This window comes from Pseudomonas sp. Root71 (assembly GCF_001429045.1).
In the GTDB taxonomy this organism is placed as follows: Bacteria; Pseudomonadota; Gammaproteobacteria; order Pseudomonadales; family Pseudomonadaceae; genus Aquipseudomonas; species Aquipseudomonas monachiensis.
Map to the genome: position 1 here is coordinate 93,559 of NZ_LMHY01000001.1, position 13,310 is coordinate 106,868.

Annotated in this window: 11 protein-coding genes; 5 read left to right on the top strand and 6 right to left on the bottom strand. The window is 58.2% G+C overall.

The features are described 5' to 3' along the window. Positions 1-15: 15 nt before the first annotated feature. On the bottom strand, positions 16-903 hold the full coding sequence (locus tag ASD95_RS00480; RefSeq protein WP_008045719.1) for a lysophospholipid acyltransferase: 888 nt from the start codon (positions 901-903) through the stop codon (positions 16-18). Positions 904-943: 40 nt separating this feature from the next. Beyond that, positions 944-1,501 (bottom strand): DNA-3-methyladenine glycosylase I, encoded by a 558-nt coding sequence (locus tag ASD95_RS00485; RefSeq protein ID WP_056726766.1) that lies wholly within the window; start codon positions 1,499-1,501, stop codon positions 944-946. Between the two features lie 81 nt (positions 1,502-1,582). Between ASD95_RS00485 and glyQ the strand changes: the two genes are divergently transcribed. The 4 genes from glyQ (at position 1,583) to ASD95_RS00505 (ending at position 5,994) form a co-directional block, all read left to right on the top strand. Then, positions 1,583-2,536, top strand: coding sequence for a glycine--tRNA ligase subunit alpha (glyQ, locus tag ASD95_RS00490; RefSeq protein WP_003187265.1), 954 nt, complete (start codon positions 1,583-1,585; stop codon positions 2,534-2,536). Continuing rightward, positions 2,533-4,587 carry a glycine--tRNA ligase subunit beta gene (glyS, locus tag ASD95_RS00495; RefSeq protein WP_008045717.1) on the top strand — a complete coding sequence of 685 codons (2,055 nt, stop codon included), beginning with the start codon at positions 2,533-2,535 and terminating at the stop codon, positions 4,585-4,587. The genes glyQ and glyS overlap by 4 nt, the downstream gene beginning before the upstream one ends. 4 nt (positions 4,588-4,591) lie before the next feature. Next, positions 4,592-5,131 carry a D-glycero-beta-D-manno-heptose 1,7-bisphosphate 7-phosphatase gene (gmhB, locus tag ASD95_RS00500; protein ID WP_177336487.1) on the top strand — a complete coding sequence of 180 codons (540 nt, stop codon included), beginning with the start codon at positions 4,592-4,594 and terminating at the stop codon, positions 5,129-5,131. Between the two features lie 83 nt (positions 5,132-5,214). Beyond that, positions 5,215-5,994 (top strand): lysophospholipid acyltransferase family protein, encoded by a 780-nt coding sequence (locus ASD95_RS00505; RefSeq protein ID WP_056726768.1) that lies wholly within the window; start codon positions 5,215-5,217, stop codon positions 5,992-5,994. Positions 5,995-6,387: 393 nt separating this feature from the next. Here ASD95_RS00505 and gyrB read toward each other — a convergent pair whose 3' ends face one another. From gyrB to dnaA, 4 genes are read right to left on the bottom strand one after another with little or no spacing between them, the layout of a single operon-like run. Beyond that, on the bottom strand, positions 6,388-8,805 hold the full coding sequence (gyrB, locus tag ASD95_RS00510; RefSeq protein ID WP_056727026.1) for a DNA topoisomerase (ATP-hydrolyzing) subunit B: 2,418 nt from the start codon (positions 8,803-8,805) through the stop codon (positions 6,388-6,390). Positions 8,806-8,810: 5 nt separating this feature from the next. Further along, on the bottom strand, positions 8,811-9,914 hold the full coding sequence (gene recF / locus ASD95_RS00515; RefSeq protein ID WP_056726769.1) for a DNA replication/repair protein RecF: 1,104 nt from the start codon (positions 9,912-9,914) through the stop codon (positions 8,811-8,813). Positions 9,915-9,934: 20 nt separating this feature from the next. Further along, positions 9,935-11,038, bottom strand: a complete 1,104-nt coding sequence (dnaN, locus tag ASD95_RS00520; RefSeq protein ID WP_007969885.1) for a DNA polymerase III subunit beta — start codon at positions 11,036-11,038, stop codon at positions 9,935-9,937. A 39-nt stretch (positions 11,039-11,077) separates the two neighbouring features. Next, on the bottom strand, positions 11,078-12,598 hold the full coding sequence (gene dnaA / locus ASD95_RS00525) for a chromosomal replication initiator protein DnaA (RefSeq protein WP_056726770.1): 1,521 nt from the start codon (positions 12,596-12,598) through the stop codon (positions 11,078-11,080). Between the two features lie 566 nt (positions 12,599-13,164). Between dnaA and rpmH the strand changes: the two genes are divergently transcribed. Then, positions 13,165-13,299, top strand: a complete 135-nt coding sequence (rpmH, locus tag ASD95_RS28170; RefSeq protein WP_003213577.1) for a 50S ribosomal protein L34 — start codon at positions 13,165-13,167, stop codon at positions 13,297-13,299. Positions 13,300-13,310 lie beyond the last annotated feature (11 nt).

Below are 13,310 nucleotides of genomic sequence, written 5' to 3' on the forward strand. Positions count from 1 at the left end.
ATCATGCCAATCGATTCAATACCAACGCTCTTCACCCGGCGGACGCTTCTTGAAGCGCTTCATGCTCCACATGTACTGGCTCGGGTATGCCCGCACATAGCGCTCGACCACCTGGCTCATGGCCGCGCAGGACTGCGCGGTATCGGTGCTGTACATGGCCTCTGGCGCAGCTTCAAGGATCACTTTGTAGCCGGAACCGTCCGGCAGGCGCAGGGCATGCAGGAACACGCCGACCGCTTTGCCGCCGGCCAGCATGTTCGGCACGAACTTGCTGGTCAGCGCCTGGGTGGCGAAGAACGGCACGAAGATCCCGGCGGATTCGGACGGTTCCGGGTCAGCGGGAATGCCCACTGCACCACCTTTGCGCACTTCCTTGATGACGCTGAGGATGCCTTCCTTGGTGGAAGCGGCGACTTTGTTACCCAACTGCACCCGCTGCTTTTGCAGCAATTCATCCACCGCTTTCAACTTCGGCGGGCGGTAGAAAATGATCGGTTTGCACTGGCTGCAATAGAAGTGGTTCAGCACTTCCCAGTTGCCCAGGTGGCTGGTGATACCGACCACGCCTTTGCCGGAGGCGAGGGCGTCCTTCAAGATGTCGAGGCCTTCAACCTCGCGCACCAGGTCGATGGAGCGCTGGGCCGGCCAGATCCAGGCGCAGGCGCTTTCGGTCAGGGACTTGCCGATGTCCTTAAGGCTCTGTCCGACTAAACGTTCGCGCTCGGCGGGGTCCATGTCCGGAAAGCACTTGGACAGGTTGATCCGCACCACGTCGCGGGAACGGTTCGGGGTTTTCCACATGACCCAGCCAATCGCCGAGCCGACGGCCTGCACGGCCCGCCACGGAAGCAGGGCAAACAGCCGCAGAGCGCCTACCAGCAAGGCGCCTTTCAACTTATCCACAGGTCACTCCTGATTTTGTGCTGTGCGCGAGGCGGCCATTCTAACCGCCGTTCGCCAACTGCGCGTAGCGGTCGCAGTCCCGGGTGTGATCCATCACCATGCCCGAAGCCTGCATTAGCGCATAGCAAATGGTCGGCCCGACGAACGTGAAACCGGCTTTTTTCAGGCCTTTGCTCATTTCCACGGCGATCGGCGTCACGGCCGGGACTTCACTGCGATCCTTGAAATGATTGATCACAGGCACGCCACCGACGAACGACCAGAGAAACGCCACCGGGTCCTCCAGCGCCAGCCAGGCCTGGGCATTGCGCCGGGCCGCGTTGAGCTTGAGGCGGTTGCGGATGATGCCGGGATCGAGCATCAACTCGTCGATTTCGGCATCGCTCATCTGCGCCACGCGCTGGACATCAAAGCCGAACATCACCTGGCGATAGTGCTCGCGTTTGCGCAGCACAGTGATCCAGGAAAGCCCGGCCTGGAACCCTTCGAGCAAAAGCAACTCGAACAAACCCTGCGCATCGCGTAGCGGCGTGCCCCACTCCTGATCGTGATAAGCCATGTACAGCGGATCTTCGGAACACCAAAAGCAGCGTGGCATAAGGCTCCAGGGGGCGTGCGCAGCAATGAATCGGGTATACTCCCGCTCTTTAAATCGCAGCCCAAGAAACAGGTGAATTTCGTGAGCCAGCCTACGCCAGCCGTGCGTACCTTCCAAGACTTGATCCTCGCCCTCCAGCAATACTGGGCCGAGCAAGGTTGTGTGGTACTTCAGCCCTACGATATGGAAGTAGGCGCCGGCACTTTCCACACCGCAACGTTCCTGCGCGCCATCGGCCCGGAAACCTGGAACGCTGCCTACGTGCAGCCAAGCCGTCGTCCGACTGACGGCCGCTACGGCGAAAACCCGAACCGTCTGCAGCACTACTACCAGTTCCAGGTGGTCCTCAAGCCGAACCCGGACAACTTCCAGGAACTGTACCTGGGCTCCCTCAAGCACGTCGGCCTGGACCCGCTGGTCCACGACATCCGCTTCGTCGAAGACAACTGGGAATCGCCGACCCTCGGCGCCTGGGGTCTGGGCTGGGAAGTCTGGCTCAACGGCATGGAAGTGACCCAATTCACCTACTTCCAGCAAGCGGGTGGCATCGAGTGCTACCCGGTGACCGGTGAGATCACCTACGGTCTCGAGCGTCTGGCCATGTACCTGCAAGGCGTGGACTCGGTCTACGACCTGGTCTGGGCTGACGGTCCGTTCGGCAAAGTGACCTACGGCGACGTGTTCCACCAGAACGAAGTGGAGCAGTCCACTTACAACTTCGAACACGCCAACGTCGACAAGCTGTTCGAACTGTTCGATTTCTACGAAAGCGAAGCCAAGCGCCTGATCGAACTCGACCAGCCGCTGCCGTTGCCGAGCTACGAAATGGTGTTGAAGGCTTCCCATACCTTCAACCTGCTGGATGCGCGCCGGGCGATTTCCGTGACTGCGCGTCAGCAATACATCCTGCGTGTACGCACCCTGGCGCGTTCCGTTGCGCAAGCCTACCTGCTGGCTCGTGCCAAGCTGGGCTTCCCGATGGCGACCCCGGACCTGCGTGATGAAGTACTGGCCAAGCTGGAGGCTGCACAATGAGTGCTCTGGATTTTCTGGTTGAACTGGGCACTGAAGAACTGCCACCCAAAGCCCTGAACACCCTGGCCGAGGCATTCCTCGCCGGTATCGACAAGGGCCTGCAAGCTGCCGGCCTGAACTACGAGAGCAAAACCGTTTATGCCGCCCCGCGCCGCCTGGCCGTGCTGATCACCGCACTGGCTACCCAGCAGCCGGATCGCAGCATCAACCTCGACGGCCCCCCACGTCAGGCCGCGTTCGATGCCGAAGGCAACCCGACCCAAGCGGCACTGGGCTTTGCCAAGAAGTGCGGCGTCGACCTGAGCGAAATCGATCAGAGCGGCCCGAAACTGCGCTACAGCCAGAGCATCGCCGGCAAGGCGACCGCAAGCCTGCTGCCGACCATCGTCGAAGATTCCCTGAACGACCTGCCGATCCCGAAACGCATGCGTTGGGGTGCGCGCAAGGAAGAGTTCGTTCGTCCGACCCAGTGGTTGGTGATGCTGCTCGGTGACCAGGTCATCGATTGCACCATCCTCGCCCAGAAGGCCGGCCGCGACTCCCGTGGCCACCGCTTCCATCACCCGGAAAACGTGCGCATCGGTTCGCCGTCCAGCTACCTGGCCGACCTGCGTGCCGCCTACGTTCTGGCCGACGCCAACGAGCGTCGCGAGATCATCAGCAAGCGCACCGAAGAGCTGGCCACCCGTCAGGAAGGCACGGCAATCGTTCCGCCAGCCCTGCTCGATGAAGTGACCGCGCTGGTCGAATGGCCAGTGCCGCTGGTGTGCTCGTTCGAGGAGCGCTTCCTCGACGTGCCGCAGGAAGCCCTGATCACCACCATGCAGGACAACCAGAAGTACTTCTGCCTGCTGGACGCCGACGGCAAGTTGCTGCCACGTTTCATTACCGTGGCCAACATCGAGAGCAAAGACCCACAGCAGATCATCGCCGGTAACGAGAAAGTGGTTCGTCCACGCCTGACCGACGCCGAGTTCTTCTTCAAGCAAGACAAGAAGCAGAAGCTCGAAGACTTCAACCTGCGCCTGCAGAACGTGGTGTTCCAGGAAAAACTCGGCAGCGTCTACGACAAGGCCGAACGTGTTTCCAAACTCGCCGCTTACATCGCAGCGCGCATTGGCGGCAACGCTTCGTGGGCTGCTCGTGCGGGCCTGCTGTCCAAGTGCGACCTGTCGACCGAGATGGTCGGCGAGTTCCCGGAGATGCAAGGTGTCGCCGGTTACTACTACGCCCTCAACGATGGCGAGCCGGAAGATGTCGCACTGGCCCTGAACGAGCAGTACATGCCGCGCGGTGCCGGCGCTGAACTGCCTAGCACCCTGACCGGTGCGGCCGTGGCCATCGCCGACAAGCTCGACACCCTCGTGGGTATCTTCGGTATCGGCATGCTGCCGACCGGCAGCAAAGACCCGTACGCCCTGCGCCGTGCCGCACTGGGCGTGTTGCGTATCCTGATCGAGAAGCAACTGGATCTGGACCTGAACGACGCCGTGGCCTTCGCTGTGAATGCATTCGGTACCAAGGTCAAGGCAGCCGGCCTGAACGAATCGGTACTTGAGTTCATCTTCGACCGCCTGCGTGCCCGCTACGAAGACGAAGGTGTCGATGTCGCGACCTACCTGTCTGTACGTGCCCTGAAGCCAGGCTCGGCCCTGGACTTCGACCAGCGCGTGCAAGCGGTACAGGCCTTCCGCAAACTGCCGGAAGCCGCCGCCCTGGCCGCCGTGAACAAGCGCGTGTCGAACTTGCTGAGCAAGGTCGAAGGCTCCGTTCCGACAGTCGTGGAGGCCAAGTACTTCGACAACGCCAACGAGTTCTCCCTGTACTCGGCGATCCAGCAGGCTGACCAGGCTGTACAGCCAATGGCCGCCTCGCGTCAGTACAGCGAATCCCTGGCACGCCTGGCTGCACTGCGCGAGCCGGTGGATGCGTTCTTCGAAGCTGTGATGGTCAACGCGGAGGACGCAAAAGTCCGCGCCAACCGTTATGCGTTGCTGGCGCGTCTGCGTGGGTTGTTCCTCGGCGTCGCCGACATTTCGCTGCTGGGCTGAGGGATTGCTGTTGAAACTGCTGATTCTCGATCGGGACGGAGTGATCAATTACGACTCCGACGCTTACATCAAGTCGGTGGAGGAGTGGATTCCACTCCCCGGTTCGATCGAAGCCATCGCGCAGTTGAGCAAGGCCGGCTGGACGGTAGCGGTCGCTACCAACCAGTCGGGTATCGCTCGCGGCTATTACGACCTCGCCACCCTGGATGCCATGCACGAGCGCTTGCGCGCGCTGGTGGCGGAGCAGGGCGGTGAAGTCGGCCTGATCGTCTATTGCCCGCACGGGCCGGACGAAGGCTGCGATTGCCGCAAGCCGAAACCCGGGATGCTGAAAACCATCGCCGCTCATTACAACGTGTCGCTGACCAATCTCTGGTTCGTCGGCGACAGCCTTGGTGACCTGGAAGCCGCCAAAGCCGTCGATTCACAGCCAGTTTTGGTAAAGACCGGGAAAGGCGAAAAGACTCAGGGCTTGACCCTTCCGGTTGGCACATTGATTTTTGACGATCTGGCGGCGATTGCCGCAGAACTTATCCACAATTAGAGTGCTTCTGAATTTCCTGGCAAAGGATTGATCAGGAGTGCGCTTTATACAGGCGGGTATTGCCCGCAACGGTAAACGTCACCATGTCGATATTGCAGGCCATCAGAACCTTCCTCTTTTACCTGCTGCTGGGCACCAGCTCCTTGCTGTGGTGCAGCCTGAGTTTTTTTATCGCGCCGTTTCTGCCATTCAAGGCACGTTATCGCTTCATCAACGTGTACTGGTGCCGCTGCGCCTTGTGGCTGAGCAAAGTGTTTTTGGGCATTCGCTACGAAGTGAAGGGGGCCGAGAACGTACCTGAACGGCCTTGCGTCATTCAGTCGAATCACCAGAGCACGTGGGAGACGTTCTTTCTCTCTGCCTACTTCTCGCCGCTGAGCCAGGTGCTTAAGCGTGAATTGCTCTATGTGCCGTTCTTCGGTTGGGCCATGGCCATGCTGCGACCGATCGCCATCGATCGCGACAACCCGAAAGCCGCACTCAAGCATGTGGCGCAAAAGGGTGATGAGTTGCTCAAGGACAATGTCTGGGTGCTGATCTTCCCCGAAGGCACGCGCGTTCCTTTCGGCACCGTTGGAAAGTTCTCGCGCGGTGGCAGCGCCTTGGCGGTCAACGCCGAATTGCCGGTGCTGCCAATTGCGCACAACGCAGGCAAGTTCTGGCCGAAAACCGGTTGGGTGAAGAAGCAGGGCGTCATCACTGTGATCATTGGCGAGCCGATGTATGCCGCAGGCACCGGACCGCGAGCCATCGCTGAATTGAACGACCGGGTCCAGGCGTGGAACGAGCAGATGCAACGGGAAATGGGCTCGCTACCACCGGCTCCGCAAGCGCCGGTTTCAAACGATCAGGTGGCTGTCTGAGATTCTGTGGATAACCTGTGTACCGTTTCATTGAAAACCGTCGTTTTTTGTATGTAACCTTATGATTTTTTTACATATTTTTTTGAATGATAAAAACCATAAAAACGTGCATAAGTTTTTTTTGGACGTAAAAAAACCGGCTGATATAGCCGGTTTTTTTATGCCTGGAACAAACACTGGCTGTCGACCTGACGGGGCGGCCTGGATCACCCGGTTTCATTCTGCAAACAGCGGAATTTGCAGCCTGAATGTCTATCCCACCGAACTTAATCCGACACTCGATTCGCCCACAGATCGTGAGACAGGAGCCGCAACGGGACCGCGCGTTGCTCCGGCGAGACAATAAAAAAGGCCAACGCAATGCGTTGGCCTTTTCGTTGGTATCGACCGGGATCAGAAATCCAGGTTGGACACCGCCAAAGCGTTGCTCTCGATGAAGTCACGACGTGGTTCGACCGCATCACCCATCAGGGTGTTGAAGATCTGGTCCGCGCCAATGGCGTCTTCGATGGTCACTTTGAGCATCCGGCGCTGGCTTGGGTCCATGGTGGTTTCCCACAGCTGATCCGGGTTCATTTCGCCCAGACCTTTGTATCGCTGGATGGTGTGACGCTTGGTGCTTTCAGCCATCAGCCATTCAAGGGCTTCCTTGAACTCGGTCACCGGCTTCTTGCGCTCGCCACGCTGGATGTACGCGCCGTCGTCCAGCAGGGTGCTCAGTTGAGCGCCTAGCGAAACGACAGTCTTGTAATCGTTACTGCCGAAGAAGTCGCGGTTGAAGGTGACGTAGTTCGACAGGCCGTGGGAGATCAGTTCGACCTCTGGCAGCCACACACCACGCTCACGGTCTTCACGCAGGCTGGCCTTGTAGACCAGACCCGACTTCTCGACGGTGCGCAGACGCACTTCGTACTGGGCCAGCCAATCTTGCATCGCTGCGTGATCGGACAGTTGCTCCATGCTCACCGCTGGCAGGTAGATGAAGTGCTCGGTCAGCTCCTGTGGGTACAGGCGCGACAGACGCTTGAGGGTCTTCATCACCAGACGGAAGTCATTCACCAGGCGCTCGAGGGCTTCGCCGGAGATACCCGGTGCATCCTCGTTCAGGTGCAGGCTCGCATCTTCCAGAGCCGACTGCGTCATGTACTCTTCCATGGCGTCGTCGTCTTTGATGTATTGCTCTTGCTTGCCTTTCTTGACCTTGTACAGCGGTGGCTGAGCGATGTAGATGTAGCCGCGTTCGATCAGCTCCGGCAACTGACGGAAGAAGAAGGTCAGCAGCAGGGTACGGATGTGCGAACCGTCGACGTCAGCATCGGTCATGATGATGATGTTGTGGTAACGCAGCTTGTCGATGTTGTACTCGTCGCGGCCGATGCCGCAGCCCAGCGCGGTGATCAAGGTGCCTACTTCTTGCGAAGAGATCATCTTGTCAAAACGCGCCTTCTCGACGTTCAGGATCTTGCCCTTCAGCGGCAGGATGGCCTGGGTCCGACGGTTACGTCCCTGCTTGGCGGAGCCGCCAGCAGAGTCACCTTCCACGAGGTACAGTTCGGAAAGGGCAGGGTCTTTTTCCTGACAGTCAGCCAGTTTACCCGGCAGGCCGGCGATATCCAGCGCGCCTTTACGACGGGTCATTTCACGGGCTTTACGCGCCGCTTCACGAGCACGTGCCGCATCGATCATCTTGCCGACGACCAGCTTGGCTTCGTTCGGGTTTTCCAGCAGGAAGTCGGAGAAGTACTTGCCCATTTCCTGTTCGACCGCGGTCTTCACTTCGGAAGAAACCAGCTTGTCTTTGGTCTGGGAACTGAACTTCGGATCCGGTACTTTCACCGAAATGATCGCGGTCAGGCCTTCACGGGCATCGTCACCGGTGGTCGCGACTTTGTGCTTCTTCGCCAGACCTTCGGCTTCGATATAGGTATTCAGGTTACGCGTCAGTGCGGAACGGAAACCCACCAGGTGAGTACCGCCATCGCGCTGTGGAATGTTGTTGGTGAAACACAACAGGTTCTCGTTGAAGCTGTCGTTCCACTGCAAGGCGATTTCCACGCCGATGCCGTCTTCGCGCTGAATATTGAAGTGAAACACCTGGTTGACCGCAGTCTTGTTGGTGTTCAGGTATTCAACGAACGCTCGCAGGCCGCCTTCGTACTTGAACAACTCTTCCTTGCCGCTGCGCTCATCCTTGAGGACGATGCCGACACCGGAGTTGAGGAAGGACAGTTCACGAATCCGCTTGGCCAGGATGTCCCAGCTGAAGTGGATGTTCTTGAACGTCTCGGCCGATGGCTTGAAGTGAATCTGGGTGCCGGTGGTTTCACTCTCACCAACGATTTTCATCGGTTCTTGTGGAACACCGTGGACGTAAGTCTGTTCCCAGATTTTGCCGCTGCGGCGCACCGTAAGAACAAGCTCTTTGGACAGTGCGTTCACTACCGACACACCTACACCGTGCAGGCCACCGGATACTTTGTAGGAGTTGTCGTCGAACTTACCGCCGGCATGCAGTACGGTCATGATGACCTCGGCTGCCGAAACACCTTCTTCTTTGTGCACGTCTACCGGGATGCCACGACCGTTGTCACGAACGGTTATGGACTCATCCGGGTGAATGATGATGCTGATGTCGTCGCAGTGGCCGGCGAGAGCTTCGTCGATCGAGTTATCGACCACTTCGAACACCATGTGGTGCAGACCGCTGCCATCGTCGGTGTCACCAATGTACATACCGGGACGTTTGCGTACGGCATCCAGGCCTTTCAGCACTTTAATGCTCGTTGAGTCGTACGTATTTTCTTCGCTCAATGCCTTCACTCCCGATGGTCGTGGGTCTGGGTGATACGGCCCTGTTCCACGTGGAACAGAGCGACTGGCGTTTCCGTCTGCCAGCCTTCCCTCAATAATTCGTGATCTACACAGGTGATAAAGACCTGGCAGCGTAAGTCTTCCAACAAGCGGCAAAGCGCGCGACGGTGGTGCTCGTCCAGTTCGGACGGCAAGTCATCCACCAGATAAATACACTGACCGCGTCGAGCCTGGCTGACCAAGTGACCTTGGGCAATCCGCAATGCGCAAACCACCAACTTCTGCTGGCCACGGGACAAGATGTCCGCAGCGTTATGCGCGCCCAGTCTGAGCCGCAAATCAGCACGTTGTGGTCCGGCCTGGGTATGCCCCATTTGCTGGTCCCGCTGAAGAGACCCGGCGAGCACAGTACTCAGTTCACGGTCCTTGTCCCAGCCGCGGTAATAGCTGAGCGTCAAGCCTTCAAGCTCAACCAGATCGCTCAAGGTTTGTTCAAAGACTGGTTTCAAGGCTTTGATATAAGCGCGGCGGTATTCATCAATTTCAGCGCTGGCCTGGCACAGTTCCCTGTCCCAAACCGCTTGCGAAACGGCGTCAAGTGTACCATGCCGAAGCCAAGAGTTTCTCTGGCGCAGGGCCTTCTGCAAGCGCTGCCAGGTTGACATGAAGCGCGGTTCCACGTGGAACACCCCCCAGTCAAGAAACTGCCGGCGAATCTTCGGTGCACCTTCCAGCAATCGAAAACTGTCCGGATTGATCAGCTGCAGTGGCAGGATCTCGGCCAGTTGCGCGGCGCTGCGAGCATTCTGCCCATCGATACGGATCTGGAATTCGCCCTGTCGATCCCGTGATATGCCCAAGGCGCTATGCCCACCCTCCGCTAGCTCAACCTGGCCAAAGACCGTGCATGCCAGTTGTTCATATTGAATGACCGGCAACAGACGGGTGCTGCGAAACGAACGGGCAAGCCCCAGCAGATGGATGGCTTCCAGAACACTGGTTTTGCCGCTGCCGTTGGCGCCGTAAAGAATATTGATGCGGGGGGAGGGGGAGAAGGTCACCGGGTGCAGATTGCGCACCGCGGTGACCGAGACGCGACTTAAGGACATCTAGCTTCTGCTGGGCATGATTACAGACGCATCGGCATGACAACGTAGGCCGAGTCGTCGTTATCCGATTCCTGTACCAGCGCACTGCTGTTGGAGTCGGACAGGATCAGGCGAACCTGCTCGGTGGTCATCACGCCCAGTACGTCAAGCAGGTAGCTCACGTTAAAGCCGATTTCCAGGGAGCCGCCGTTGTATTCAACGCCCACTTCTTCTTCCGCTTCTTCCTGTTCCGGGTTGTTCGCCTGGATCTTCAGCTGACCGCTGGCCAGTTGCAGACGGATACCACGGTACTTCTCGTTGGACAGAATCGCGGTACGGCTGAACGCTTCGCGCAGAGCCTGACGATCGCCAAGTACCAGCTTGTCGCCGCCTTTAGGCAGAACACGCTCGTAGTCCGGGAATTTGCCGTCGACCAGTTTCGAGGTGAAGGTGAACTCACCAGTGGTGGCGCGGATGTGGTGCTGACCCAGTACGATGCTGACATTGCCGTCCGGCTCGGTGAGCAGGCGTGCCAGTTCGAGGATACCTTTGCGTGGCACGATGACTTGATGACGATCCGGCTGACCGATATCGGCCTGCATCGAGCACATGGCCAGCCGGTGACCGTCGGTGGCCACGGCGCGGATCACACCAGCGGAGACTTCCAGCAGCATGCCGTTGAGGTAGTAGCGCACGTCCTGCTGGGCCATGGCGAAGCTGGTGCGTTCGATCAAACGACGCAGCTTGCTTTGCTCCAGGCTGCAGGTCAGCGAACCCGGGCCTTCTTCCACGGTAGGGAAGTCGTTGGCCGGCAGTGTCGACAGGGTGAAGCGGCTACGGCCAGCCTTGACCACAAGCTTTTGCTCGTCGACCTTGATGTCGATCAGCGCATCGTTCGGCAGGCTTTTGCAGATGTCCATCAGCTTGCGCGCCGGTACGGTGATGGAGCCCGGATCCGCCGGCTCTTCGAGTTGAACACGACCAACCAGCTCGACTTCCAGGTCGGTACCGGTCAGCGACAATTGCTGGCCTTCGACAACCAGCAGCACGTTGGAAAGTACCGGCAAGGTCTGTCGGCGTTCGACGACGCCTGCGACCAGTTGCAGGGGTTTCAACAGGGCTTCGCGTTGAATGGTGAAATGCATGGTCTAGTCCCTTGCCTTAATAAGCTGCGCTGGTGTTCATCAAGTGGTCAGCGTACGCAGCAGGTTCTTGTAGTCCTCGCGGATGTCCGCGTCGGATTCCTTAAGTTCGTTGATCTTGCGGCACGCGTGCAAGACCGTTGTATGGTCGCGACCGCCAAACACATCGCCGATTTCCGGCAAGCTGTGGTTGGTCAGTTCCTTGGACAACGCCATGGCGACCTGACGCGGACGAGCGACCGAACGCGAACGGCGTTTGGACAGCAAGTCGGAGATCTTGATCTTGTAGTACTCGGCGACAGTGCGCTGAATGTTATCCACAGAAACCAGTTTATCCTGCAACGCCAACAAGTCTTTAAGGGATTCGCGAATCAGCTCGATGGTGATGTCGCGCCCCATGAAGTGCGAGTGGGCGATCACACGCTTGAGCGCGCCTTCCAGCTCACGGACGTTGGAGCGAATGCGCTGGGCAATGAAGAACGCGGCATCGTGAGGCAGCTCGACTTTGGCCTGATCGGCCTTCTTCATCAGGATCGCCACGCGGGTTTCCAGCTCCGGCGGCTCGACCGCTACGGTCAGGCCCCAGCCAAAACGGGATTTGAGGCGTTCTTCAAGGCCTTCGATTTCCTTCGGGTAGCGGTCACTGGTGAGAATGACCTGCTGGCCACCTTCGAGCAGGGCGTTGAAGGTGTGGAAAAACTCTTCCTGGGAACGTTCCTTGCGGGCGAAGAACTGAATGTCATCGATCAGCAACGCATCCACCGAACGGTAGAAGCGCTTGAATTCGTTGATCGCGTTCAGTTGCAGGGCCTTGACCATGTCCGCCACGAAACGCTCGGAATGCAGGTACACCACCTTGGCATTCGGGTTCTTCTTTAACAGATGGTTACCCACTGCATGCATCAAGTGGGTTTTACCCAGGCCGACGCCACCATAAAGGAAGAGTGGGTTGTAACCGTGCTTGGGGTTGTCTGCCACCTGCCAGGCGGCGGCGCGCGCCAACTGGTTGGATTTACCTTCAACGAAATTCTCAAAGGTAAAGGTGCGGTTCAGGTAACTGGTGTGCTTGAGCGCACCTTCGACCTGCACCGTACGTTGCTCGGCGCGCACAGGTGCCTGTTGCGAACTGGCACCGGCCATCGGGTCGAAGCTGTCACGTGAAGGTTCTTCTTCGGTGACCTCGGCCACTTTTTGCGTCGCACGCTTGGTCGACGCGGCGGCAGGTGCCGGCGACGGACTGGCGGGCGCTTGAGCAGCCTGGGCCTGGGAAGCCGCGGCAGCCAGGGGAGCATTGGGCGCGGCACGGGGTGCCGAACTGCGTTTGCTGCCTATTAATAAGGAAAGCGCTGGCGCCATGCCATTGCCGTGCTCATCGAGCAATTCGAGAACACGCCCCAGGTATTTTTCGTTGACCCAGTCCAAAACAAAACGATTGGGCGCATAGACACGCAACTCGTCGCCTTCGGCTTCGACCTGTAGTGGACGGATCCAAGTGTTGAATTGTTGGGCAGGCAGCTCATCGCGCAAAAGCTCCACGCACTGCTGCCAAAGTTCCACTGACACGGATATCCCCTAAGTTGAAAGCCGGTGAGGCAAAAACAAGCGGCCATTGTAGCGACCAGACGCCGACTTATCCACACGAAGGTGGTTCATCGACCAAGAAGAATCACCCTTTCATACGCAAAAAAGGCGACCAGTGGTCTGTGCATAAGCTCTGTGGATAACCGGGGTTAAGGTCGTTGCACAAGTGGGGGCGAAACTCGGTGGATAACCACCCTGTGGATAAAGCCTGCTTTCACACACAGGTTATCCGACAGCGCAGCACAGGCTGAACACTGTTTTCCACTGTAGTTGTCATTCTCTGTACAGCAGGTAAAACAAGGGTTGAATTGAGTTATCCACAGAAGGGTGCGGGCCTAGCTTTTATAAGCTTTACAGAAAAGCTTTAAATACTTTCCTTTCTTATTTTTATATCTACGTAAGGGGCAAGCGCCGAAAAACCTCTGGAGATCTATTTATAAGGAAACGCTGGTTGGAAATTGACCTGAAGGCTTGCTTTCTCTAGAATCCCCGGTCTCTTAAAACGGGGGCCATTCCGGCCCGTTGTGGACGAACCAGGTAACACGACAATGAAACGTACTTTCCAACCAAGCACTATCAAACGCGCTCGTACCCACGGTTTCCGTGCTCGCATGGCTACCAAGAACGGTCGTGCCGTCCTGTCGCGTCGTCGCGCCAAAGGTCGTGCGCGTCTGGCAGTTTGATAATCCGGCAC

Coding starts and splice junctions, on each gene's coding strand:
- ASD95_RS00485 (WP_056726766.1), bottom strand. CDS start 1,501: ATGCCACGCTGCTTTTGGTGTTCCGAAGATCCGCTGTACATGGCTTAT.
- glyS (WP_008045717.1), top strand. CDS start 2,533: ATGAGTGCTCTGGATTTTCTGGTTGAACTGGGCACTGAAGAACTGCCA.
- ASD95_RS00505 (WP_056726768.1), top strand. CDS start 5,215: ATGTCGATATTGCAGGCCATCAGAACCTTCCTCTTTTACCTGCTGCTG.
- recF (WP_056726769.1), bottom strand. CDS start 9,914: ATGTCCTTAAGTCGCGTCTCGGTCACCGCGGTGCGCAATCTGCACCCG.
- dnaN (WP_007969885.1), bottom strand. CDS start 11,038: ATGCATTTCACCATTCAACGCGAAGCCCTGTTGAAACCCCTGCAACTG.
- rpmH (WP_003213577.1), top strand. CDS start 13,165: ATGAAACGTACTTTCCAACCAAGCACTATCAAACGCGCTCGTACCCAC.